19 protein-coding genes are annotated in these 23,642 nt (G+C 54.3%); 9 read left to right on the top strand and 10 right to left on the bottom strand.

What is annotated here, in order from left to right; all coding sequences use genetic code 11:
- Positions 1–155 precede the first annotated feature (155 nt).
- The 7 genes from C5Y96_RS17595 to C5Y96_RS17565 all read left to right on the top strand — a co-directional run bounded on the left by C5Y96_RS17595 (position 156) and on the right by C5Y96_RS17565 (position 8,393).
- Entirely contained in the window at positions 156–1,106 is a 951-nt protein-coding gene (locus C5Y96_RS17595) for an AAA family ATPase (RefSeq protein WP_105356010.1), read from the top strand.
- Positions 1,106–2,419 carry a DUF58 domain-containing protein gene (locus tag C5Y96_RS17590; protein ID WP_105356009.1) on the top strand — a complete coding sequence of 438 codons (1,314 nt, stop codon included), beginning with the start codon at positions 1,106–1,108 and terminating at the stop codon, positions 2,417–2,419. Before C5Y96_RS17595 ends, C5Y96_RS17590 begins: the two co-directional genes overlap by 1 nt.
- A gap of 83 nt (positions 2,420–2,502) precedes the next feature.
- The gene (locus C5Y96_RS17585; protein ID WP_105356007.1) at positions 2,503–4,395 is read left to right on the top strand and encodes a DUF4129 domain-containing protein; all 1,893 of its coding nucleotides are present in this window, start codon (positions 2,503–2,505) and stop codon (positions 4,393–4,395) included.
- A 71-nt stretch (positions 4,396–4,466) separates the two neighbouring features.
- Positions 4,467–5,117, top strand: a complete 651-nt coding sequence (nth, locus tag C5Y96_RS17580) for an endonuclease III (RefSeq protein WP_105356681.1) — start codon at positions 4,467–4,469, stop codon at positions 5,115–5,117.
- 107 nt (positions 5,118–5,224) lie between these two features.
- Complete coding sequence (locus C5Y96_RS17575; RefSeq protein ID WP_105356004.1) at positions 5,225–6,694, top strand: D-arabinono-1,4-lactone oxidase; 1,470 nt, start codon at positions 5,225–5,227, stop codon at positions 6,692–6,694.
- Positions 6,695–6,860: 166 nt separating this feature from the next.
- On the top strand, positions 6,861–7,433 hold the full coding sequence (dcd, locus tag C5Y96_RS17570; protein WP_105356002.1) for a dCTP deaminase: 573 nt from the start codon (positions 6,861–6,863) through the stop codon (positions 7,431–7,433).
- Between the two features lie 33 nt (positions 7,434–7,466).
- Entirely contained in the window at positions 7,467–8,393 is a 927-nt protein-coding gene (locus C5Y96_RS17565; RefSeq protein WP_233199010.1) for a TIM barrel protein, read from the top strand.
- A 25-nt stretch (positions 8,394–8,418) separates the two neighbouring features.
- On the opposite strand, the gene C5Y96_RS17560 is transcribed toward C5Y96_RS17565, so the two are convergent.
- From C5Y96_RS17560 to C5Y96_RS17535, 6 genes are all read right to left on the bottom strand, one after another.
- Positions 8,419–9,288 carry a hypothetical protein gene (locus C5Y96_RS17560; RefSeq protein WP_105356000.1) on the bottom strand — a complete coding sequence of 290 codons (870 nt, stop codon included), beginning with the start codon at positions 9,286–9,288 and terminating at the stop codon, positions 8,419–8,421.
- 103 nt (positions 9,289–9,391) lie between these two features.
- The gene (locus C5Y96_RS17555) at positions 9,392–10,528 is read right to left on the bottom strand and encodes a 5-(carboxyamino)imidazole ribonucleotide synthase (RefSeq protein WP_105355998.1); all 1,137 of its coding nucleotides are present in this window, start codon (positions 10,526–10,528) and stop codon (positions 9,392–9,394) included.
- Entirely contained in the window at positions 10,525–11,019 is a 495-nt protein-coding gene (gene purE / locus C5Y96_RS17550; RefSeq protein ID WP_105355996.1) for a 5-(carboxyamino)imidazole ribonucleotide mutase, read from the bottom strand. The genes C5Y96_RS17555 and purE overlap by 4 nt, the downstream gene beginning before the upstream one ends.
- A gap of 256 nt (positions 11,020–11,275) precedes the next feature.
- Positions 11,276–12,301 (bottom strand): NAD(P)-dependent alcohol dehydrogenase, encoded by a 1,026-nt coding sequence (locus tag C5Y96_RS17545; protein ID WP_199188730.1) that lies wholly within the window; start codon positions 12,299–12,301, stop codon positions 11,276–11,278.
- A gap of 50 nt (positions 12,302–12,351) precedes the next feature.
- The gene (locus C5Y96_RS17540) at positions 12,352–12,807 is read right to left on the bottom strand and encodes a hypothetical protein (RefSeq protein WP_146115711.1); all 456 of its coding nucleotides are present in this window, start codon (positions 12,805–12,807) and stop codon (positions 12,352–12,354) included.
- A 284-nt stretch (positions 12,808–13,091) separates the two neighbouring features.
- Positions 13,092–16,772, bottom strand: coding sequence for a hydantoinase B/oxoprolinase family protein (locus C5Y96_RS17535; protein ID WP_233199009.1), 3,681 nt, complete (start codon positions 16,770–16,772; stop codon positions 13,092–13,094).
- Positions 16,773–17,069: 297 nt separating this feature from the next.
- Between C5Y96_RS17535 and C5Y96_RS17530 the strand changes: the two genes are divergently transcribed.
- Both C5Y96_RS17530 and C5Y96_RS17525 read left to right on the top strand, forming a co-directional pair.
- The gene (locus tag C5Y96_RS17530) at positions 17,070–17,525 is read left to right on the top strand and encodes a transposase (RefSeq protein ID WP_105355991.1); all 456 of its coding nucleotides are present in this window, start codon (positions 17,070–17,072) and stop codon (positions 17,523–17,525) included.
- Positions 17,456–17,854, top strand: coding sequence for an IS5 family transposase (locus C5Y96_RS17525; protein WP_233199008.1), 399 nt, complete (start codon positions 17,456–17,458; stop codon positions 17,852–17,854). Before C5Y96_RS17530 ends, C5Y96_RS17525 begins: the two co-directional genes overlap by 70 nt.
- A gap of 8 nt (positions 17,855–17,862) precedes the next feature.
- Here C5Y96_RS17525 and C5Y96_RS17520 read toward each other — a convergent pair whose 3' ends face one another.
- Genes C5Y96_RS17520 through C5Y96_RS17505 form a run of 4 tightly spaced genes read right to left on the bottom strand, consistent with a single transcriptional unit; the run spans position 17,863 to position 23,642 of the window.
- On the bottom strand, positions 17,863–19,257 hold the full coding sequence (locus C5Y96_RS17520; protein WP_105355987.1) for a hypothetical protein: 1,395 nt from the start codon (positions 19,255–19,257) through the stop codon (positions 17,863–17,865).
- A 25-nt stretch (positions 19,258–19,282) separates the two neighbouring features.
- Positions 19,283–20,764, bottom strand: coding sequence for a class I adenylate-forming enzyme family protein (locus C5Y96_RS17515; RefSeq protein WP_105355984.1), 1,482 nt, complete (start codon positions 20,762–20,764; stop codon positions 19,283–19,285).
- Complete coding sequence (locus C5Y96_RS17510) at positions 20,749–22,101, bottom strand: aspartate aminotransferase family protein (RefSeq protein ID WP_158261294.1); 1,353 nt, start codon at positions 22,099–22,101, stop codon at positions 20,749–20,751. The genes C5Y96_RS17515 and C5Y96_RS17510 overlap by 16 nt, the downstream gene beginning before the upstream one ends.
- 50 nt (positions 22,102–22,151) lie before the next feature.
- Positions 22,152–23,642: an SDR family oxidoreductase gene (locus tag C5Y96_RS17505; RefSeq protein WP_105355979.1), complete on the bottom strand. Its 1,491-nt coding sequence runs from the start codon at positions 23,640–23,642 to the stop codon at positions 22,152–22,154.

Below are 23,642 nucleotides of genomic sequence, written 5' to 3'. Positions count from 1 at the left end.
GTTACACCTCCATAGAGGTATTCGATGATATTCTTTGTGGTGACCGCTCGTCAATCGGAAAATTCCATTCTTAGCGCGGGCATTTCACGCAAATCTTTAGATAATAACGATATTCGCGAATCGTCCGCCGTAATTTGCTCCAGAAACGAACTTTTATGGATGTCGCCACAACGGTCAAGAAAATTCTAGGGAATGTTGAAAAAGTCATTCTCGGTAAACGACAGCAAGTTGTCTTTTCGCTCGTAGCTTGGCTTTCCGAGGGGCATGTTCTGATGGAAGACGTGCCGGGGGTTGCGAAGACAATGCTAGCAAGGGCTCTGGCGAAAAGTGTCGGATGCACCCTCAAACGCGTCCAGTGCACGCCAGACCTATTGCCCAGCGACGTCACTGGGACGTCGATCTTCAATCAGAAGACGTCGGAATTCGAGTTCCGTCCTGGGCCGGTCTTCACTAACATTCTTCTCGCCGACGAGATTAACCGGACAACTCCTCGCACCCAGGCCGCTTTGCTGGAAGCCATGGCTGAGTCGCGCGTCACCATTGATGGTGAGACGCATCAACTCGATCCGCCGTTCCTTGTATTAGCGACACAAAACCCAATCGATCATGAGGGTACCTTTCCGCTGCCTGAGGCCCAACTCGATCGTTTTCTGATGAAGTTCAGTTTAGGCTACCCCAGCCTGGAAGACGAGCTCAAGATGCTTACCGCTTCGCGGAAGCAGCATCCCTTGGAAACCATCGAGGCTGTGGTTACCAAGGAAGAATTGCGTGCCTGTCAAAAGGCGAGTCGTAGTGTCAAGTTACACGAGAAGGTCCAGCGTTACATCGTTGAACTTGTCCATGCGACACGCCGGCATGATCAACTGATGCTTGGGGCAAGCCCTCGTGCCTCGCTGGCGCTGTTTCGTACCAGCCAATCACTGGCAGCGATTTTGGGACGCAACTACGTGCTGCCAGACGACGTCAAGCGAGTGCTGACGCCAGTGATGGCTCATCGACTGATCTTGCGTCCCGAAAGTCGACTTCGCAAAGTAACCCCCCAAGACGTGCTGGACGATATTCTGCAGGAAGTCCCTGTCCCTATGCTGGACGAGGCAACGGTTTAATGCGTTGGGTCTTGGGAGCCGCGATCCTGCTTGCTCTATCCTTGGCGTTTGGCTTGGGATTGATGACCTATGCCATGTACGCATTGGTCGCGGTCATGCTGGGCTCTCGGGTGCTCGTTCGCTACTGGCTACGAAGCTTATCGGCGACTCGACATGTCAGTCAGGTAGATGCTGAAGAAGGGGATGTGATCACGGTTGCGCTGACCGTCCATTATTCGGGTGTCATTCCCATGCCGTGGATGCTGATCGAGGATCTGCTGCCCAGACATGCCGTGATAACTCGTCCAGCGGCATTGGAAGTGGATGGAAAGAGGATCTTCCTGGCGATGTTATGGCCGCGGGCCACCAAACTATTTACGTACCGAATTCAATGCAATCGCCGCGGATACTATCAGATCGGACCGGCCGTGCTCGAGACGGGGGATGTGTTCGGCCTATACAAACAATTCAAGGTGATTGCTGAGCCAGAGTTCATTACGGTCGATCCGGCGATTATTCCGCTGGACGGATTCGATCTCGTTTCCAAGCGTCCCTTGGGCGAAATCAAAATGCAATCGCGACTTTTTGAAGACCCGTCGCGTATTGCCGGCATTCGTCGCTATCAATTGGGAGATCCCCTGAACCGGATTCACTGGGCCTCGACAGCCAGAACCGGCCAACTGCATAGCAAACAGTACGAAGCAACCTGCATTGCAGGCGTAAGCATTATTCTCGACCTTCATCCCGATAGCTTTCCGGAAAAGGATGAACCGATTCGGAGCGAGTTGGCGATCAAATGCGCGGTAGCCATTGCCAATTCGGTTCATTTGATGGATCAACAGGTAGGGATCTTTACCAATTCGGTCGATGCGGCTGAGCGGATGAAATACGAAGGCTGGGACTTCGATGCCCGGACGCGCGACGCAGCCAGAAAGAGTGCAGGGCGTATCGATCGTGATCCCCGCTTGAATCCCCAGAAGGTGCGAACCAAAAGAGGTGCCCATCAGTTTCAGCAGATCCGACATATGATGGCCCGCAGTGAAAAGAATGAAGGGCTCGCGCTGCCGTCGCTGCTCTTGGAGATTGAGAGTGACCTGCCACGCGATGCGACGGTCGTTCCGATCCTTAGTAAGGTTACCCCTGAGATAGCGATGACGCTGGGTAACCTGGTCCGCGGAGGTTACGCCGTGACGCCCATCGTCAATTGCTGGGACGAGTACGAATTCGCCCAAGCCGCCGGATTGCTACTTGCCGAACGCATGTTGGCCAAGCAGTTGAAATCGATGGAAACCATCAGTCAGATCTGTCAGGAACAGGCCTATCCGTTGTTTTAGATTGGGTGTGAAGTGTTTGGTTTTCAGCGAGATTGACTTAGAGCTGACGACTGTTTTCGTCATGGATTGAGAGCAAAAGTTTCATGCGTCCCCGACTCACCGAACTCGACTATGCCATCATCGCCGTTGCGCCGGCGTTAATCATGGTATTGGTGGGAAGTTTGGTGCTGTTTTCGGTGGGGATCTTCTACGACGGTCCCCATGTCTGGCGGCTCAATTTCATCATGTGCATGTTTGTACTGGGGATCGTGGCGAATGCTCGCGTGGGGATCGAAGAGGGGGGAACGCGAGCCGCAATTCTCGGAGGAATTCTGGGAGTATGCGTCCTCGCTGCGGTGATGAGATTCGTTCCCGAGGCGATCATCTTAACAGCAGTGCTGCTCGCGGTTGTGTGGTGGCTGAGTACCCGCCTGGTTTACGATTGCACTGTCATGGCCGGCTCCGTCGATGCGTCTCAAAAAGGGCTAATGCAGTGGATCCGGGGTGAAGTACCAGAAGAAGAATCTCATGAGCAAGAGATCACCCAGCCTGACGATCAGCTTCAGGGGGTTACCGGTCAAGCAGAAGAAGATACGCAGCAGTCGAAGACATTTCTAGAAAAGCTCGACGCTTGGATCAATCCTACGAATACGAAGTTTGCCCCAGGGGCTTGGGTGGTCTATTTCTCGTTGGCAGCCCTTCCCATATTTGGCTTCGGCCAGGCACTAGCCGGAAGCAAAGTTGCCGATAAGAAGTGGTATCTGTTCACGTTGCTTGTCGCGTATGTCTTCGCCGCACTGAGTCTATTGGTGACGACCAGTTTTCTTGGGCTTCGCCGTTACCTTCAAACGCGCGGCCTGGTCATGCCGCTCAGTATGACCGGTACCTGGCTGGGGGTGGGCTTTGGTGTGGTGGCACTGGTGCTGATCGTGGTGTCGATTTTGCCGCGGCCCAATGCCGAGTACGAACTGGCTCAACTTCCTTTCTACCAAGACGAACAGCAACGCAAAGCATCGCAGGTAGCCGTCAACAAAGACGGTACGAACGACAATCGCCAGGACCGTTCGAAGACCACTGAAAACCAGGAACGAGCCGACGAGAATTCGCAAAAGTCAGACGAGACACGAAAAGACGGAAAAGAGGCCAGCAACCAATCCGACCCCAATGCTCAGAAAAAGAAGCCTGGGGAATCGAAAGAATCCGATCAGCAGCAAAGCGAGAACTCGAAGACGAACGACAAAAACCAGAGCGAAGGGCAGAAGGAATCAGACTCGCAGGAGAAGTCGTCCGATCCATCGAAGTCTCAACAGGGAGAAGCGGAGCAGCGGCAAGGTGATCAATCCTCTGAGAAATCCGACAAACCAGAGCAAAAGCAGCAGGATGACACAAAGCCAAAGCCGTCGGAAGAAAAGGACTCTCAGGAAGACGCTTCCAATGAGCCACCCCAAGATCAATCAAATCAATCGCCTTCACAAACACCGGCATTCTCCTTTCCCAACCCACTGGCTTCGTTGGGGGACTTGCTCAAAGTTCTGGTCTACGTGGTCGTTCTTGGCATGATCGCGTTTTTGGTGTGGAAGTTCTGGGACGATATCGTCAAGGCATGGAATGAGTTCTGGGCGAGCCTCTTAGGTGAAAAGAAAAAGGAAGAGGTTGAGCAGGGGGTGGCCCCCGAACCGCTGAAGAAGCCGCGCATTGCATTCTCAGCGTTTCGCAATCCATTCCAGGACCCGAGTTGGAAGGGAAAGCCACTGGAAGAGTGGGTGCGATATTCGTTCGCGGCGCTGGAAGCTTGGGCGGCAGAGCAGGGGAGCCAACGCCGGGAAGAACAGACGCCAGGCGAATTTGCCACTATGCTCGAAAACGAGCACCACGAATTGGCGAGTACGGTACGTCCCACGGCCGATCTTTACGGCCAGGTTGCCTACGGAAGTGGAAAGGCCCCTAGGGAAACGCTCGAAATTCTGCGAAAACTGTGGGAGCGATTAAAGAGTTAGGAACGAATACTCCTCGCTTGTTTTCGCTCTCATTGAAAACGTATCACTCCAAGCTGAAAAACTATTCCTGCATGATCGAAGACCTCCAAGAGCGGAAAGCCCAGGCCCGCCGCGTTGTTCGGCAACTGAAAAAGGATTACGCGGGCGCTGAGTGCGCCTTGAATTACGAGACCCCCTTTCAACTGTTGATTGCGACGATTCTGTCGGCGCAATGTACCGATGTACGGGTCAACATCGTGACGAAGGAGTTGTTTGCCAAGTATCCCGATGCCGATTCCATGTCGCGGGCCCCGGTCAAGACATTGGAGAACCTGGTCAAGACGACGGGATTCTTCCGGAACAAAGCGAAGAACATCCATGCCGCCTCGCGGGCACTGGCCGACGAGTTCGATGGCGAGGTGCCCAAGGACTTAGCAACCCTGGTGGCCTTGCCCGGAGTCGGTCGAAAAACGGCCAATGTCGTGCTAGGGACCGCCTACGGAATCCCTTCCGGTATCGTCGTCGACACCCATGTCGGGCGGCTGACCAAACGGCTGGGACTGACAGATAAAGGGGACGCAGTCCAGATCGAACGCGAATTGATGGAGGTGGTTCCTAAGAAAGAGTGGATCGATTTCTCGCATCGACTGATTCACCACGGTCGAGCGGTTTGTGCGGCCAGGAAACCCAAATGTGAGGGATGCCATTTCCTTAAGTTCTGCCCGCAGATCGGCGTCGTGTAAATCTGAAGAAAAAAGTGACCATCTGTTTGGCGCTTTTCGCGTTGGTAAACGAGGGATTTGTTTTGGCCTGAACGATTCTTGGGCAATTGTCTCGTGGAACCAATGCCATGGAAACGAATAAGCGAATTGTCAACTTCGGGAGAAACGTCGATTTTCATTCCGCTCATTATTATGAGCCAAGTTCCGAGGAAGAACTGCTCGAAATTCTGAATCGGCACAACACAGGGAAGATACGTGTCGTTGCATCGAAACATGCCTGGAGCGGTGCCATTGTTTCCGCGGACGTGATCGTCAATATGCGGAACTTCAATGAAGTAAAGGTTGATGATTCGTCCGAACCGCCACTCGCAATCGTGGGGGGCGGCACTCAGATGAAGAAGGTACTCGCTGAACTCGCCAAGCGAGGCCTGACGACTCCGTCGATTGGATTGATTACCGAACAAACCATCGCCGGGGCAATCTCGACCGGTACGCATGGTTCCGGGAAAAACAGCCTCTCGCACTATATGGAATCATTACGGATCGCATGTTTCGACAACGACGGTAAGGCGGAGATTCGGGAGGTCAAGTCAGGTGAATCATTACAGGCAGCCCGTTGCAGTCTAGGGTGCCTCGGCATCATTTTGGGCGTGACATTTCGCTGTGTGCCCCAGTATTGGGTGACCGAAAAAGCGACATGGTGCACGATGATCGACGACGCCTTGGTATTGGAGGATCAGTCTCCCCTGCAGCAGTTTTTTCTGCTTCCCCACAGTTGGCGGTATGTCTCGCAGGAACGACGCGTATCGGATCTTCCCCAGCCATCTTGGTCGGCTTGGCTGTATCGGTGGTATTGGTTTCTCAGTCTCGACATCGGTTTACACCTGGGGGTAATTGCTTCCGCGAGATGGCTAAGGAGCCGGTCGTTGGTGCACGCATTGTTTCGCTGGGGCTTGCCGGCGTCCGTCTTTTCAAGATGGGTGGTTACAGACCGTAGCGACCGAATTCTTGTCATGGAGCACGAACTGTTCCGGCATCTTGAGATCGAATTGTTTGTCGCCCAATCGAAAGTGCGAGAAGCTGCTGCGTTTGTTGCCCAGGTTCTGCAATTAGCCGATGGTCAACGTGACTGCCTGGCCGCTCTCTGGCAAGATAGGCTCGGTGAGATGGGAATGAGTGAGGAACTCCAGGCCCTGCGCGGTATCTACTGCCATCATTACCCAATTTGTTTCCGCCGGATTCTTGCTGACGATACGCTGATCTCGATGTCGGAAGGAACCGAGCCATGGGTCTATTCCATCAGTTTGATTACCTACGTCGAGCCCAGGGAGCCCTTCTTCCAGGTCGGCCGATTTCTGGCTCGAAGCATGGCTAAGTTGTTTGGGGCACGCCCCCACTGGGGAAAGTGGTTTCCTCTGTCCGGGGGCGAAGTCGAAGAACTTTATCCCCGACTCGAGGCATTCAGGGAGACGGCCTATGAATTCGATCGTAGCGGGGTGTTTCGGAATCCATATGTAGAGGAAGTCTTTTCGTTCCCCACGATGACGACACACCAAGAAGCGAATGGTCGTCAAACTGGCAGCGAGAGTGGGGTTTGACGTGATGGGAGCACGCGAATTTGGCCGCCAAGAACAATACCTTGCGTGGAAAACTAGTCCGTTTTAATTTCGCAAATACCCTCTATAATCAGCACTTCGGTATCATCCAGGACTTTTCGCCTGCGACGGCTCATGACGACCGTTGTGGACAACCCAAGGCCCATCCATGATTCTTTCCGGTAATGAGATTCGGAAACATCTCAACAGCAAGATCTTTATCGAGCCTTATGACGAAAGTCGTTTAAATCCCAATAGTTACAATCTGACGCTCAACGAAGAATTGATGACGTACGAGGAGTTGATCCTCGATATGCGTCAGCCTCACCGGATCCGGCGAATTACAATACCGGAAGAGGGTTACGTGCTGAATCCAAATCAGTTGTATTTGGCACGAACCAATGAGATGACCGAAACGCACGGCTACGTTCCCATGATTGAGGGGCGCAGTTCAATCGGGCGGCTTGGTCTTTTCGTGCACGTGACCGCTGGGTTTGGTGATGTCGGGTTCAAAGGATTTTGGACCTTAGAGATGTTTGCCGTCCAGCCGATTCGCATCTATCCGAATGTCCCCATTTGCCAGATCTTCTATCACGAGATCACGGGTGACATTACGGAGTATGTGAGCGACAAGTACCAGAACAATCACGGAATTCAGCCCAGCCTGTTGTTCAAGGAGTTGAACCCCGGGGCCCAGCCTCCGGATGAATCGCAAATGGCATTTCCCTTTGATAACCCTTAAGCCCCACCCTGTATAAATTACGAGAACACTGCCATGCCGCAAAACAAATCCCGCCTATCTCGCCGTGACCTGATTAAGACCGTTGTGGGTACCTCGGTGGCTGGTTTGGCCATGGCCGGCACTGCTCGTGCTGCAGGGTCTTCCGCTGCAACCCAAGTTCCCTCGGAAGACTTCAAGGCAACCGGTAAGAATATCAAGCAGTCGGTCATGGCATGGTGCTTTAATCCAATGCCGATGGAAACCCTGATTCCCGCATGTGCGAAGATGGGACTTCAGGCGATGGAAGGGATCGATGTCAAATGGTACCCCCTGATGAAAGAGCACGGCTTGAAGGTATCGCTATGCTCGGGACATGGCTTCAAGGATGGTCCGGTAAATCCGGACAATCACGCAATGTGTACCGAGAAGCTGAAAGGGGCCATCGATACCGCAGTGAAGTGGAATTGCCCTAGCGTGATCACGTTCACCGGGATGAGCAAAAAGGGAATCGGCTTCGAGCAAGGCACCAAGAATTGCGTCGAATTCTGGAAATCAGTGATTCCCTACGCAGAAGAAAATAACGTTCAACTTGTGCTCGAACACCTCAACAGCCGAGATGATTCGCACCCTATGAAGGGGCATCCCGGTTACTTTGGAGACGATGTCGATCATTGCCTGGACATGATCAAACAGGTCGACTCACCAAACATGAAGTTACTGTTCGATTTCTACCACGTGCAGATTATGAACGGTGACGTTATTCGACGTTTCCGCCAGAGCCTGCCGTACATTGGGCACCTGCACACGGCTGGAAATCCAGGTCGATGTGAACTGGACGATACGCAAGAGATGAACTACTCGGCCATCATCAAGGCCGTGGCGGATTCGGAATACGATGGATACGTCGTCCAGGAATACATCCCTACCTGGGATGACAAACTGGCGTCACTCCGGCACGGTGTCGCGCTGTGCGACGTCTAGAGCCAAGTAGCGGCAAGGGGGCTCATTAGCGAGCCCCGTGCTCTTGCAGGCTTTGTTTGAACTGTGTGTAGAAGGCCCGCTGCTGTTCGTATCGGTCTTTCGGGATCTGGTGCTGGAAATAGTCCAAGTAATCGATCATCTGCTGGGACAGATCGGTGAACGAGTAGTTGGAATCGGCCTGTGGATTGACCCAATTCGGATCGCCGGGCTCGGTATGGCTGACGTAGCGACCTTGGTCGTCGACATGGATATTGGCCAGCAACGTGGGAAGCTTCATCTGCAACTCGTAGAAGATCTTCTCTCTCGGATCCATATCCGCGGTCGCTTCATTCCACGCATTCACGACCGCTTCAGGCGTACGGCTGTCAGGGAAGCGAATCATGTATGCTTCACCGACTTGGGTTAGCCCATCGTAGTTCAGGTCGATTTGTGCTGGCCTTGGGATGAGCAGGTTTAATGCGGCTTCAGGGGTCAGGGAGTCGATGTCGATCGGATCGACCAGTCGATTCACATGCTGCACCGTGGCTAACTCATCGGCAGTGAGGTTTTTAAGAAAGCCATGCGGATCGGCGAAGCCACCTTCGTTGTAGGTGCGGACGAGCAGGTCGCCGTAGTCGCGAGGAAGGGCCTGGGCATCGACTTCGTCGGGATAGTTACCGGCGTTGGTCAACGAGAACCAGTCATTCCAGTCTTCGCGAATGTCGTCCTGGATCGAATTCTCTGACTCGTACGCTTCGGCAGAAGCATAGCCAGGGCGGCCGGCAGCAGTCAGGATCTCGTTGAAGAGGTTTTGTAGCTGCTCGCCTGCGGCATCTTGCTTTTGCTGGCGGGTAGGCGTCGGGGAGGTTTGAGTCTCGATGCGCATAGCGAAGTCTCGAAGGGCCGAAGTTTGCATTTCCTTACAATCTTCGGCCACCCCGATGGTGCGAATTGAGTTTGAATCCCCTCTGCAGCGGATGACTGCTAGGATGCAGGCTCGGCGCAGATTAGGGAAGCTATCACTTGCCCTGCAAGCGAGTTTTTGCGGTATACGCGGATTCTATTGCTGCATCGACCGTGTCCGCAGTTACCGTCATGTGCCCCATCTTTCGGCCTACTCGAGGTTCGCGCTTGCCATACAGATGCAGTTTCACGTCTGGGTTCGAGCATGCCGCTGCCCAATCAGGTATACTTGGTTCCCAGACATCTCCCAGCAGATTGATCATCGCGGAAGGACGAAGTTGCCTCGTTGAACCCAACGGGAGGCCACAGATTGAGCGAACTTGCTGCTCGAATTGACAGGTTACGTGCGAATCGATGGTCAGGTGGCCTGAGTTGTGGGGACGTGGGGCTAGTTCATTGATGAGCAGCGCATCACCAGGAGCGAGAAAGAACTCAACGCACAAAACGCCTACAACATCCAACTCGGTCAAAACGGCCTTGGCGATTTCCATGGCTTCAGCCGTGGCCTTCTCGGAGAGGCGACCAGGCGAAACCGAGACATCCAGAATGTGATTCACATGGATGTTTTCAATCGGCGTGTAGCACTCGACATTGCCATCCAGGCCGCGGGCAGCGACCACCGAAAACTCTTTTTCGAAGTGGACCAACTGCTCGAGGATGGCTTCCTGCTTCAGTTCGTCCTGCCAAGCGGTAATCAGCTCTTCGCGATTGGCAACTTTGACTTGCCCTTTGCCGTCGTAGCCCCAGGCCGCCGTCTTTAGCACGCCTGGTAGTAGCTCGTCTGGGACTGTGTCGAGGTCGGCGGCTTCACGAATCGGATGAAAGTTGGCGACAGGAAAGCCATGATCACGGAGAAACGATTTTTCTCGGATACGATGTTGCGTCGTATGCAGAACGCGGCCGGCTGGCCGGACAGGTACCTTCTCGTTGACGACATCGACCGTTGTCAGCGGGACGTTTTCAAACTCAAACGTTACGACATCGACTTGTTCAGCAAAGCGGGCGACTGCGTCCAGGTCGTTGTAGCTGGCCGTCACTTCGACATCGGCAACTTGCCCTGTCGGAGTATCCGTTTCAGGAGAAAGAACATGAACGCGGTAGCCCATGCGGCGCGCGGCGATGGCAAACATGCGGCCCAATTGCCCGCTGCCCAGCACTCCGAGGGTTCCGCCGGGAAGAATGGTCTTTGTCACAATTGCGAATCCTCGAGAACTTTCTGCGTTTGTTCTTCCTGAAACTTGGCCAGCCGCTCTTGGAGATCGGTGTCGGTGGTTGCCAGAATTCTTACGGCCAAGAGGCCTGCGTTCTTTGCACCGGCATCGCCGATTGCCAATGTGCCAACGGGAATACCGCCAGGCATCTGCACGATCGAGAGCAACGAGTCGAGACCATTCAGGGCACGGCTCTTTACTGGGACGCCCAAAACCGGAAGTGTCGTTTGGGAAGCAACCATGCCCGGCAAATGAGCGGCCCCGCCTGCACCGGCGATAATGATCTTGATTCCGCGGCTTTGCGCGGTGGTGGCATATTCGTTCATCCACGCCGGGGTACGATGCGCGGAAACGACCCGCTTTTCGTACGGGACCTTGAACGATTCCAAAATCTCGCAGGCATTCCGCATGGTTTCCCAGTCGGACTTGCTGCCCATAATCACGCCAACCAGCGGCTGGTCTGCTTGGGACATTCCTGGCACTCTCCATCGTCGGTTTCGGCTAAGCATCAGCGAAACGTCGCGATGCTCCTAAGGTCAAATATTACCCCGAAACGCGACTTCTCGCACGGGGATATGGTTCGCCAAGAGGGCCATTTCCGGTACCGTCCCCAGCATTTTTTGGAAAAGACGCAAAGAATGCAGGTTATAGATTTTCCGTGCCTTGCACAAAAAAACAGTGAAGGCCCGGGGGGAGCCCTTCACTGCGAGGGGGAGAGATTCGGGGCTTCTAAAGTTCTGAGTGCGATTTCGTATCTGGTATATCGTTTGAGACATGCAGCACAATCTTTCCAACGACGTGCCCTCCTTCGCTTTTTCGGTGCGCAGCGGTAACTTCATTGAGTGGAAATACGGTATCAATCACCGTTCTTAGTTTCCCTTCGTTTGCCAGTGCAGCAAGAGACTTCAGGATGTCACCGTCAGGCCGAGCCAGAACGACATGACACGATTGCTTTTGAAACTTGGAAATCATTGTCATGCCCACGCTTTCCACGGATGGAAGGGTCGCGATGTAATGCCCTTCGGGCTTCAGAATGCGCCGACACTCATGGAACGTCGATTTGCTGACGGCATCGAATACGATGTCAAATGATCGACCAATCCGAGTAAACGGCGTGGCGTGGTAATCAATTGTTTCGTCTGCACCCAAATCACGCACGAGTGCATGGTTATCCGAACTACAAACGGCAGTTACTTTCGCCCCAAGTGCTTTCGCAATTTGGACGGCGAACGTGCCGACCCCGCCTGACGCCCCATTAATCAAGACATCATCGCCGGCATGAAGTTTTCCGAGTTTGACGAGCGCTTTCCACGCCGTGGTCGCAGCAAGCGGAATCCCGGCGGCTTCATCGTAGGAACAATTCTCAGGCTTCGTAACAATGACTTTCGAGTCAACGGCAATGTATTCGGCGTAACCTCCCCCGAAGGTCTTGTCTGAGAATGCCATTACTGGGTCACCGATATTCCAGCCCTGCTGCTTGGCGGTGTAGCCGACTTCGGTTATTTCTCCGGCAACGTCAAAGCCAAGAACAGCCGGCAGTTGTTCCGGGAGAATCCACTTCAACATGCCCTGGCGGATTTTCCAATCAATCGGATTGACGCTGGCAGCATGAACGCGAATGAGGACTTGGTCTGCTGTGATCTTGGGCCGTGAGATGCTATTGAGCTTCAAGTTTTCTTCGCTGCCATATTGCTCAAGGACAACGGCTTGCATCAGGTGAGTGTGCACTTCGGAATCTGCTTCTGCTGTGGCCACAGGAATTCTCCTTGCTTGTTACGATTTAACCCGCGAGAAGTCTGGGGGCTTTACGATATCGTCGAGTTGTAACTCGGAGGATCGCTTGCCGGAAACGTTTCTTCCAACGCTTCCTGGACCTCATCGTCTCGGTGGGCTGTTGCCGAGATGTTGATTTTTCGACCGCTATGGGAACTTGTTTTGGCGGTCAATGACGTCACCAGAACTACGCTGTCCATCTGGGCTTCGACCCGGAAGGGGCAACCTGCCGGGACGTGCAAGAGTTGGTTGGGCTCCAGTACGTGGTGATGATCATGAACCTTGGCGTCGAGCTTCCCCACGACGCAGAAAATCAAGACCTCACCTGTCGAAGCGTGAGTGTTGAGGTGCTCAGATTCTTTCAGCGGAAGGTATCGCGCCTGTGCTTTCACCTGGGCGAGTGCGTCTGACGGGAGTTCAATCACCGGTGTCGTTTCTCCGAGACGCGGTAAATCAGCAATCGCAAAGTTTGTAGATGATATAGACATGACTAACTCCTTATTCGAGTGCACGCTATCTATCTAGGGTGCACATTGCATACCAATGCCAAAATGGCGGTTGGCTTGCTGAGGAGTAATGCTCACTCGTGTCAGGAGATAAGGAAATTGCCGATGGCCCGGTATTTGCCGTTCAAAGACGGCAGGCGTGTGATTTCAGAGCAATGCAAACGCCATGCTGATTCCCAAACTTTGTAATGGCAAACGGTCGACCATCTTGAGCGGATGGTGACCACACGACTGCATGGAAACGTCAATAGATAGTTGGTTGCTGGTTATTCCGGGTCAGGCTTGCCAAAACCACCTCCGCCGGGCGTCTTTAGAATAAGCACGTCTCCGGCGCTTAACGACATGCTGACGGTATTAGGTAAATGAGCGACTGGCGTTTTCTGTCGCTGAAGGAGGTTCTCTCCGCACGCACCTGCTTGACCTCCGTCGAGTCCGTATGGTGCGAAGGGACCGCGGCGTTGGGTAAGTAGGGAAACGTCGAGCGGCCGCAAGAATTCGATCTCGCGGATAATCCCATCACCACCACGATGGTGACCTGCTCCTCCTGAACCACGGCGGATGGCAAAACGGCGGATCCTGGCCGGAAAACGGAGCTCAAAGACCTCGACATCGGTGAGCCGAGTGTTGGTCATGTGGGTATGAACCGCCGATGCGCCGGGGGCGTTTCGTGTTGCCCCGGCTCCACCGCAGATTGTTTCATAATAACCAAACGTTGCGTCGCCGAAGGTCAGGTTGTTCATGGTTCCTTGGCTGGCGGCTGCGATCCCGAGCGCACCCAAAAGGACGTCGACGATACGCTGCGATGTTTCGACGTTGCCCCCGGCCACGGCCGCGCACTTTTCGGGACTTTCAAACTTCGGAGGATTGAGGAAGCACTCAGGCAGGATAATCTCTACCGGTTCGAGCACCCCCTGATTCAAGGGGATGTCTTCATCGAGCAGGCACCGCAAACAGTACATCACGGCTGCCGTTACGATCGCTCGGTTCGCATTGAGGTTGCCAGGCAGTACTGGCCCAGTGCCAGAGAAGTCGATCGACGCGGTTTCTCCCTTCAGATCGATTGCCACACGCAACGGAGAGCCATCGTCCAGGTGGTCGACAAACTCGTAGCGACCTGGCGGAATCTTTGCGAGTGCGGCTCGTGTTTTTGTCGAGGCCGCCGTCTGAATGTGTTTCGCATAAGCCACTACCCTCTCTAGCGTATATTGCTGGACCATACGTTTGAGGTCTTCGATGCCGTGATGATTGGCTGCGATCTGGGCGGCAATATCGGCGAGATTGTCAGAAACCTTGCGAGAGGGAAACGGTGCCTCGGTGAGAAGTTGTTCCAGTGTATCCCAATGCGGAGTGCCTGCATCAATGAGACGAAAGTTCTCGATCAAGACACCTTCCTCGGCCAGGTTTTTCGAGCCAGATGGCATTGAACCGGCGGCAATGCCTCCGATCTCGGCATGGTGAGCCCTGCTGGCGGCAAAGAATGTTGGTCGGTCGTCGGAGTCATCCACGAACATGGGCGTAATGACCGTAATATCAGGCAGATGGGAGCCGCCATGATACGGATCATTCGTAACGAAAACATCCCCATCTTTCATGACCAAGTGGCTAGCGATGGTCGCCTTGACCGTCTCGAACATGGCACCCAGGTGAACGGGAATATGCGGAGCGTTCGCGATCAGGTCGCCCGACGAAGTGAATAAAGCACAACTAAAGTCGAGACGCTCCTTGACGTTCACGCTGACAGACGTGTTTTGCAGAGCGACGCCCATTTGCTCGGCAATTGACGCGAATTGATTGTTCAGGATCTCCAGCAGGACAGGGTCTGGGGTGTCGAGCGAATCCAATGACTCCTTACGGCCTGATTTGTCTTGATCATCAATTCGCCGGGCAAGCAGTTCCCCCTCGGACAGAAGTTCTGCTTCCCAGCCTGGGTCGATAACCGTTGTTGCCAATGACTCTGAGATCAGGGCCGGCCCTACAATCCTTGCCCCTGGGCTGAGCTTGTCGCGGTCGTAGACCTTGGTTTTGAATTGCTTTCCCTGAAAGAGAAGTGGGACAATCTGGGCTGAGTCTGGTTCGTACGGTACCTGAGACTTGCTGGGAAGGGAGTCGGCTGTGCCGTGGCTAATCGCTTCGACACGTGCCGCAACGACTTCGATGGGATGTTCTACCCGCGCATAGCCGTAGCGACGGCGATGTTCTTCGTGGTACCGTGTTTCTAAGGTGGCAATGGGATCCGCGTCGATCGTTAGTGAGGCTTCGAGCCCTCGATAACGTAGTTCAACTTGCTTCCGATAGGAAATCGTTTGAGGGTCAACTTCTTCTTCGCAGAGCTGAGCCGTAGCAGATTGCTTTAATGCTTCGAAGGACGCCTCCAATTCGGGCATTATTTCGTCTAACGCCAAATAAAAAGGCTGAGTCGCAAACCGCGATGTATCTGCGGCTCCAATTCCTACCGCGCTGAGGATACCTGCACTGGGGTGAAACAACAGTTGCCAGGCACCGAGGATTTCGGCCACCGCACAGGCATGCTGTCCAGCAGCTCCGCCGAAGGGGACAAGCAGGTAGGATCGCGGGTCGTAGCCTTTGGCGACCGAAATGGTGCGAATCGCTTCAGCGATATTGGCATTGGCAATCTGTAGGAAACCAGCGGCGAGCTCTAACGATGTACGTTTCTGCCCTGTTGCTGCTTCTACCTGGGCGCAGACTTCCGCTAACCGCCGATCAACAGCTTCGGTATCGAGTGGAAAAGGGAGCCGGGCAGCTTGCAGCTTACCGAGGGCGAAATTGATATCAGTAACGGTTAAAGGGCCTCCCCGGCCATAGCAAGCCGGTCCGGGATCGGCACCGGCGCTCGCGGGGCCCACCACTAATTTCACACCGTCGAACCAGCAGATCGAGCCCCCGCCAGCCGCGACCGTCTCGATAGCCATCATCGGAGCGACGATTCGCACGCCTGCCTTTTCGGTTTCAAACTGGCGCTCGTAGGTTCCTTCGAAACGGGACACATCGGTGCTGGTGCCTCCCATGTCGAAGCCGATCGCTTTGTCAAAGCCAGCCGATTTCGCAGCCGCAGCGAACCCGACGACGCCACCCGCAGGCCCCGATAGAATGCTGTCCTTGCCAGAGAACGACTCGGCAGTCACTAAACTCCCGGCGGAAGTTAAAAGGCGAAGTTGGCTGCCGGGACCTAACTTGGATTGGATTTGTTCGACGTATTTTCTGAGGATTGGATTGAGGTACGCGTCCACAACGGTAGTATCCCCGCGGGAAACGATTTTGATCAGCGGAGCGACCGCGTGGGAAACACTGATGTCCGTAAACCCGAGCTCGGTTGCAATTCTCTGGGCGATCATTTCGTGCTTGGGTTCGCGATAAGCGTGCAGGAAGCAAATCGCGATGCTGCGAATGCCTGACGTGTAGAGCTCGCGAATCTTTTCTTTCAGGTCGGCCTCATCAAGCGGTGTAAGCGTATTGCCGTGAGCATCGATTCGCTCTCGCGCCTCAACAATTCTCGACACAAGTGAGGAAGGCTTCTTGATATCCAGATTGAAAAGATGAGGGCGACTTTGCGAACCGATCTCCAGAATGTCGGCAAAACCTTCGGTAATGACCAGTCCGACATTGGCACCGGTTCTCGTCAGCAAGGCATTCGTACCCCGCGTTGTTCCCAGGCGAACGTTCACTGCGGGAATGGGATCGCTAAGGGACAGTCCAAGCAAGTATCGAATCGATAGTAGCGGTGCCTCCTCTTTGCCACTCAGTTGATAGACACTTCCGACTTGTGGCAACGCGACAAGCGGGCTTGCCAGTTTCAATTGACCGTTTGTCGCATCAAATTCGGAAACGACCTTCGCGTCAATACACTCGCCATGGTGATTGAACAGTTCAAGTAGATAGCCACGCCAGACGCCGGGAGGGTCATCGCACCGAATCGGATCGATGATCACATCGTGCGAGCTTCCTTCTCCAATAGTCCCCTGGATCTTGCCAGAACTTAGAACTTTTTTTTGGCGGGGCGGTCGACCTGGGAGGTGTAACAGGCAGTCGGTGAACGTTCCCCCAACATCTATCCAGAACTCAGGTCGCATTTATCCGTCGCAATTGGCTATGAGAATCAAAGAGTATTCAATGAAGCTCTTATGATAGGCCAAAATAATGCTTAGAGGCTGTTTCAAAACCCTGACGTTATAAGCTTGCGCCAGGTAACGATTTACGTTACACCTACCATCAAAAGGAGTCCTTCGATGGCTGGTAAACGTGAAGTGCTGCTCACCGACGAGCAGTGGGATATGGTGAAACCGTTCATTCCTGAGGTCCCGAGAACACGGCGTGGCGGCAGGCCTCGGGCGGACGATCGGGCCTGTTTTGAAGGCATTTTATGGGTGCTTCGCAGCGGAGCACGCTGGAAGGATCTGCCGGACTGGTATCCATCGCCAAGCACTTGCTGGCGGCGACTAGCAGAGTGGGAAGAAGCGGGCGTCTTCGTCGACATGTGGCATGCGTTCATCGATGAGCTTGACGAACAAGGCCGCATCAACTGGGACGAAGTGTTTATGGACGGCAGCTTTGCTCCGGCAAAAAAAGGGGCCACGACGTGGGTAAAACCAAACGTGGAAAAGGTACAAAGTGGATGGTGGTGGCAGATGGCCAAGGAGTACCTCTGGCATGTTCCGTCCACTCGGCGTCGAAAGCGGAAGTGAGGCTGGCCGAAGAGACGCTGCAAAAAGCGAAATTTCCCGAGAAGCCAACGCCTGTGGTCGCCGACAAAGCGTACGACAGTGACAAGTTGCGAGAAGAATTGGCTGAGCAGAACTGGGAACTGGTATGTCCGCACCGCAAGAACCGCAAACGAAAGCCTCGGCAGGACGGCCGCAAACTGCGAAGATACCGCCGCCGCTGGATCGTCGAACGAACGATCTCGTGGATCGGCAACTTCCGTCGACTTGTCGTGCGGTACGAACATCACTCGTGGATTTACCAGGCCTTCATGCACGTAGCGTGCGGGCTCATTTGTTTACGTAGGTTTTGAAACAGCCTCTAGGAGGAAGGACCGTCGGCACTTCGGGAAATCTGATCGATATATCGAGATAGCAGTTCGTGTGACTCGTCCAGCGAATAGTGAAATGGGTCGTGTTTGAGGCTGACAAAAATCTGATCCGCCGAAGTACAGACGCAAAACGCGGCAGCCGTATTAGGCCGGCAGGGAGGAGTACCGGTGAGCCCATCGTAAACAAGGTTACCTGCAACCAAACCGCCATCGGCCAGCGGAAGTTTGGCTTGGAACCGTCGCCAAGAGTTCCCGAAGTTCGTCAGGACCGCTGTTGAGAAGCACGAAGCCCCATTCAGCATCCATGGCAAAAGCCCCAGCGATTGCACTGCGGCGAGCCCACCGATGAAATGGCGAGACAGGTTGTCTTTACGAATCGCAGCGGTTTCTGGCGCAAGAGATCTTAGAAGGTCATCTGACTTTCGAATGAGATTGCCTCGACGTGCCATAAACGCAAATCCAATGTCATTGGTGGTCGGCATTGCTGCGTCCCCTCGCCCACGTAGGCTTTGCGGCATAAGAATCCTCAAGTACTTCGAGCCAATATCGATCCCCTGGTCGGACATCCAATCGTGAAGTGTCACAAACAGGTCACGCAGTAGCACGTCGTTGACCGTGACCTTCTCCGCGGAAGTCCATTTGCGCATTGCCAACGTAGCCTCCGAGCCGACTGCCTTGGTGATATGGCCGTTCTGTTGCCGTGTGGTGTTTACGCCCAGTGGTCCACGCTTGGCGGTCAATGGCAGGGGACGTTGCATAAAGAAGTTGCTGGCCCCATAAATTCCGCAATAGACGTCGTAGAGGCCTCGCCTCCAACCAGGGCTTTCTAACGCTGAATTGCACCGGTTGAGTAGGCGTTCAGGCTCCCACTTCCTTGGCGGCACAAATTTTGTGCCTGGCGTGGCATTGTGATAGGCCGTTAGTAAATCTTCGACGAATGCAATCGAACCAACGCCATCCGAGGTGGCGTGGTGGAAGTGAAGCAGGATGGAGGATCGCTCGCTGCCTGATCTTACAAAGACCTTGATGCCAAGGTATTGGAAGAGATCGACAAACGCATCATAACCAGTCAAACAAGGAACACCATATTCGTTCCAATCGACCTCTGGCATACGATCGGTCAACTGCCATACCAGACCGAGCTTCTTGTCTTTGCGAACAAGGCTTTGAAAGAATGGGGCTCGCTGGACAGCAAAAGCAAGAGCTTCTTCGAATGGACTGCGTTCGATCGTGCCCTGAACGTGGACTTCGATGTCGCACATCATCGGGTACTGCGAACGTCCATCGGCGAGCATGAACGCTTCGACAGGTGAAAGAGGTAACGGGAACAGCTTGGCCAACTGAGACCTGGTTTCGGAGTTTGGCTGCATCGCAAGCTGTGACATGTAATTATCCTGGGCTATTCAACAATCAAGGAAGCTCTTTCACTTGGATCTTGCCTGCTGGGTTTCGTGGGAGCTTGTCAACAATGGCAATGTCGCGAGGACGCTTGTAGTAAACCAGGTGTTCGTCGCAGTAGGCTTTCAGGGCGGCCTCGTCGATTCCGTCGTTCACTGCGACGGCTGCTTTGACGATTTCTCCCTTGGACTTGAGTTGCCCAGCATAGACTTTGACTTCACGAACGCCGGGCATTGCCGCAATGACTTCTTCAACCTCGCACGGTACAACCTTCAGGCCTAGGATGTTGATCATTTCCCCGGTCCGGCCCCGGAGGTGGATCACGCCATCGTCGACGACTTTTGAAAGATCGCCTGTTTCGAAGAAGCCTTCAGCATCCCATGGCTGTAGAACCTCGCCGGTATCCGATAAATAGCCGGTCATCATGGAGGAACTCTTCACGTGAAGCTTGCCTACACCGGGTTCGAGGCCCAACTCATCAGCATTGGCAGGTGGGCGCACCCGAACCTCGACCCCATCCATCGGAGGTCCGACACGTCCATCGACATCTTGGCCGTCCGCGATCGTTGCTACCGCAATGCCGCCTGTTTCTGTGGTGCCATACAGGGGACAAACGGTCACACCGGTCTTTTTGCGGAATTGAACGGCTGATCGTTTAGGCATCATCGAGCCTGCGGTGAGCAACCACCGAAGGCGACCAAAATCGATCGCCCCGCCGAAGAGCAAGATATCGATGTGGGCAGGTACCATCGGCAGAACCGTGACCGGAAACTCGCGTAAGACACGGGTCAATTGCTTGATGCTGAACTTCGCCGTCGTAACGATGCTCGCTCCGGTTAAGAGGGGGACCATCGTTGTGACGCCGTAGCCATAGGCATGGCTCATGGGGGGAATCGCCATCAGGCAATCATCCTGGCAAATGGCCATTGTTGCCGTGTAGTGCCGAGCTTCTTCCATCGCCGGAAAGCCTGGCCGGAGGGCTATCTTGGGAAGGCCTGTGGAACCGGAGGTTGGATGAAGTGGCACACCACGCAGTTCAGGACCAGGAATATGTGTCGGCTCTGGAAAACGTCCCAGCAAGAGACTCCAGTCATCGCCTGCCAGAATCATGCCATGCTGTTCGAGCACCGATTCGGCTTGCTCGTCTCCTCCCGAGGAAATCAACCATTTCACGCCGAACCGTTGGGCATAGCGAGCCAACTCAGCCGGAGGCGTCATCACGTGAACCAGCAGGGGCGACGCTTCACAGGCGAGAAGAGCTGTGAGCGCCACCGGAAACATCGGTCCATTTGCGATCGTGACAAGAACGCGATCGCCGGCGGCGATGCCTTTCTGCTTTAACGTCTGCGTTAGCTGTTCGCGCAGGCGTTGGAATTGGTCGGAAGATACATTGCGGCCCTTATCTAAATCGAAAATCTGGCCGCGATAACTTTCCGCTGCCTCCAGTATGGGAGTAGGGCTCCATACTGAATTGGGCATTAACGTACCAGGCATTGGCGTGCACCTTCTTCCCAACGCTCTAAGACTTCATCGATGTCGCGCGACGAGTGAGCGGTGGATAGGAACATCGGTTCGAATTCATTGGGGTGGAAATAAACGCCTCGCTGCTGCATCCAGTGTTGGAACTGAATGTAGCGTTCGAAATCGGCGTGGCGTCGGACATCGCGATAATTGTAAAGTCCTTCGGTTTCTTCCTTGGTGATCATCGCTGCCATCAGAGGCCCCAGGTGATTGATCTGTGCCGGGATATTCAGCCGCGAATAGATATCCTTAATTCCTTTGGCTAGTTGATCAGATACCGCGTTCAAGTGCCCGTAGATTCCCTCTTTGTCGGCCAGAACGGTGTCGAGGACCGCCTCTGCAGCGGACATGACGATGGCATTGCCAGAGAACACGCCACCATGGAACAGTGGTCCTTTAACGATGCACTGCATCATTTCAGCCGACGCGCCAAAGGCACTGACCGGATAACCGCCCCCCATCGCCTTAGACATGACAGTAATGTCAGGGCTAACCAGGTAATGCTCTTGGGCACCACCCGGCGATACTCGCATCCCGGTAATCACTTCGTCGAAGATCAGCAGGGCACCGCAGTCGTGCGCCATTTCACGGGCCGTTGCCAGGTAGCCATCTTTGGGCATCAGCAAGCCGGCATTTCCAGAGATAGGTTCCATCATTACGGCACAGACTTCATCTCCGTGCTCGGCAAGTGCTCGTTCCAAGGCATCCAGGTCATTCCACTGGACGGTAATGACGTCCTTAATGCTGTCTCCCATGCCTGACGTACCCGGAATAGCCTGGCCGTAGCCCGTTTCGGGAAGATCTTCCAGCGGGGCGTGGTACTTGGTAAATACCGCTTCGCTCCAGCCGTGGTAGTGACCCTCGAACATGATCAGCTTGTTACGGCCGGTGAACGTTTTAGCGAGCCGGACAGCGGATGCACACGCTTCGGTCCCTGAGTTGGCAAAGCGAAGAAGCTCGATGCTGGGGAATAGCTTCTTGATTTTCTCTGCCACGCGCATTGTGACTTCTGTGGGAAATCCGAGTTGGCTTCCTTGTTCCGAGATTTGGCGATAGACGGCCTCGATCACGGCCTTGGGACGGTGCCCTAGAAGCAGTGGGCCGTACGACATGTTGAGGTCGATGTACTCGTTGCCGTCGACATCCCATAGTCGACATCCTTCCGCCCGATCGGCGACAAGCGGAATATGGTACGGCAGAACTCGCATGGTGCTGCTGTCTCCGCCGGCCAGGCTTTTCTTGGCGCGGTCGAGAACCTGCGAGCTTACTGAGCAATTGGTAGCTTCAAACTTGGAAACAGTACCGGACATGGCTAATTCCCCTTGGATTCGCTGACGATGTTGTCGATCGTGTTGTGTTTCTATTGGATGGAACGGGACGAAATCTCGGTCTTGGTGGTGGCCGAGAACTCTTGGAAACATCGGGCGATTTCTTCGGAACTGGTAGCATTTCCAGCTGTGAACAATCGTCCTGATTGCAATGCGGCTTCCCAGCTAAGTTGGCCGCGAGTAATACGATGGAATGTGTCGGAGTTCAAATAGCAGGTTGAACTGTCTCCGTTTTTGAGCCCAGATCCGACGCCCACCAGGCGGCCGTGGTCCAGGATCATGTGCCACTGACCACCGCCGTTGCCACTGATGCGGAGGCTGACATAGCGACGATCATCGGAGCTGTCTGGCGAACCGGAATGGTGCATCCAGGGAGACAGTTCTTCGGCGATCGGAAACTTACGGCGAACCGGTGTTTCTCTCGGCCAGCCGAAGTTTTTATCAATGGCATATTTCACCAGCAGGTCCATGAGTGGCTGATCGACCTGTGGGCACGGTAGGTGAGGCAAACTTGTTTCCGTGCGTGTGCTGTCGAAGGTTGGGTCGTCGCTCCAGTACGACTGATAGACTTTCATCTGATCGCGGAAAGAACTCATCATCTTTTTCGCGTCTTCAGTAAGCTTCGATTGATCAGCCGCATCGTGTTTGGCCAAGTCGAGAACCGCGTCACCGATGGATGCCAGCATGTCGGCGACGGTTGCCGCATTGGGATTGGTAAAGTGATAGGTCTCGCCATGCAGTTCTTCGCGAGCGATCACTTCGGTCATCGCCGCCGAGACCCAGTCGACTGGAACCAGATTCTTACGCTCGTCGCCTGAGAGTGCTAACGTACCGAGCCAGTCTCCTTGGGCGATCACGTCCCAAGGCAAGGTCGTCACCAGCGTATGCACCAGTCGCAGCGGCGTGTAAAAGCCGTGGTACGAGGTAGTGAATCCGGTCTGGGAGTCACCCACGATGATGGACGGACGGTGGACTGTTAATGTGTCGAAACCAGCGGCACGAACTTCTTTTTCGGCCGTGATCTTACTCGCTTCATAGTCATTGCTGGGAAGCTGGCCGACATCCAGTTCGTCTTCGCGAATCACTTCTCGACGTTGGCCGCAAACGTAGGCCGTCGAGACATGATGGAACTTGCGAATGCCGGTCTCTCGGCAAAGGTTGAGCATGTTGCGCGTGCCATGGATATTGCTACGCCATGGTTCGCCCTCTTCTTCTTCCGCATAAAAGGTCAGTGAGGCGGCCGAGTGAATTGCCGTATCGCAATATTCCTGAACCCACAGTTGGTCATCCGGCGACAGTCCACACATTGGCTGCGTGATGTCTCCTTCAAGGACGATAGGCCGGACTAATGCATGCCCTAGCTCCTTTTCCCAGTGGGTCATCGCCGTCTCGATACGACCGGCCGCCGATTCTATTCGTGACCGGCGCACGATGACCGCCAGCGGAACATCCGCCAATGTCAGATCGCGAAGTAAATAGCGGCCAAGTAAGCCTGTGCCGCCAGTTAACAGGTGATACTTCAT

This window comes from Blastopirellula marina, from assembly GCF_002967715.1.
Lineage (GTDB): Bacteria > Planctomycetota > Planctomycetia > Pirellulales > Pirellulaceae > Bremerella > Bremerella marina_B.
Note: the sequence above shows the minus strand (reverse complement) of the source record. Positions and strands in the feature narration are given on the sequence as shown.

What these genes read in the sequence shown, in the direction of transcription:
- C5Y96_RS17505 (WP_105355979.1), bottom strand. Translation starts at nt 23,642, where the DNA reads ATGAAGTATCACCTGTTAACTGGCGGCACAGGCTTACTTGGCCGCTAT.
- purE (WP_105355996.1), bottom strand. Translation starts at nt 11,019, where the DNA reads ATGTCCCAAGCAGACCAGCCGCTGGTTGGCGTGATTATGGGCAGCAAG.
- C5Y96_RS17530 (WP_105355991.1), top strand. Translation starts at nt 17,070, where the DNA reads ATGGCTGGTAAACGTGAAGTGCTGCTCACCGACGAGCAGTGGGATATG.
- C5Y96_RS17585 (WP_105356007.1), top strand. Translation starts at nt 2,503, where the DNA reads ATGCGTCCCCGACTCACCGAACTCGACTATGCCATCATCGCCGTTGCG.
- C5Y96_RS17515 (WP_105355984.1), bottom strand. Translation starts at nt 20,764, where the DNA reads ATGCCTGGTACGTTAATGCCCAATTCAGTATGGAGCCCTACTCCCATA.
- C5Y96_RS17565 (WP_233199010.1), top strand. Translation starts at nt 7,467, where the DNA reads ATGCCGCAAAACAAATCCCGCCTATCTCGCCGTGACCTGATTAAGACC.
- dcd (WP_105356002.1), top strand. Translation starts at nt 6,861, where the DNA reads ATGATTCTTTCCGGTAATGAGATTCGGAAACATCTCAACAGCAAGATC.
- nth (WP_105356681.1), top strand. Translation starts at nt 4,467, where the DNA reads ATGATCGAAGACCTCCAAGAGCGGAAAGCCCAGGCCCGCCGCGTTGTT.
- C5Y96_RS17525 (WP_233199008.1), top strand. Translation starts at nt 17,456, where the DNA reads ATGGTGGTGGCAGATGGCCAAGGAGTACCTCTGGCATGTTCCGTCCAC.
- C5Y96_RS17590 (WP_105356009.1), top strand. Translation starts at nt 1,106, where the DNA reads ATGCGTTGGGTCTTGGGAGCCGCGATCCTGCTTGCTCTATCCTTGGCG.
- C5Y96_RS17540 (WP_146115711.1), bottom strand. Translation starts at nt 12,807, where the DNA reads ATGTCTATATCATCTACAAACTTTGCGATTGCTGATTTACCGCGTCTC.
- C5Y96_RS17560 (WP_105356000.1), bottom strand. Translation starts at nt 9,288, where the DNA reads ATGCAAACTTCGGCCCTTCGAGACTTCGCTATGCGCATCGAGACTCAA.
- C5Y96_RS17595 (WP_105356010.1), top strand. Translation starts at nt 156, where the DNA reads ATGGATGTCGCCACAACGGTCAAGAAAATTCTAGGGAATGTTGAAAAA.
- C5Y96_RS17520 (WP_105355987.1), bottom strand. Translation starts at nt 19,257, where the DNA reads ATGTCACAGCTTGCGATGCAGCCAAACTCCGAAACCAGGTCTCAGTTG.
- C5Y96_RS17575 (WP_105356004.1), top strand. Translation starts at nt 5,225, where the DNA reads ATGGAAACGAATAAGCGAATTGTCAACTTCGGGAGAAACGTCGATTTT.
- C5Y96_RS17510 (WP_158261294.1), bottom strand. Translation starts at nt 22,101, where the DNA reads ATGTCCGGTACTGTTTCCAAGTTTGAAGCTACCAATTGCTCAGTAAGC.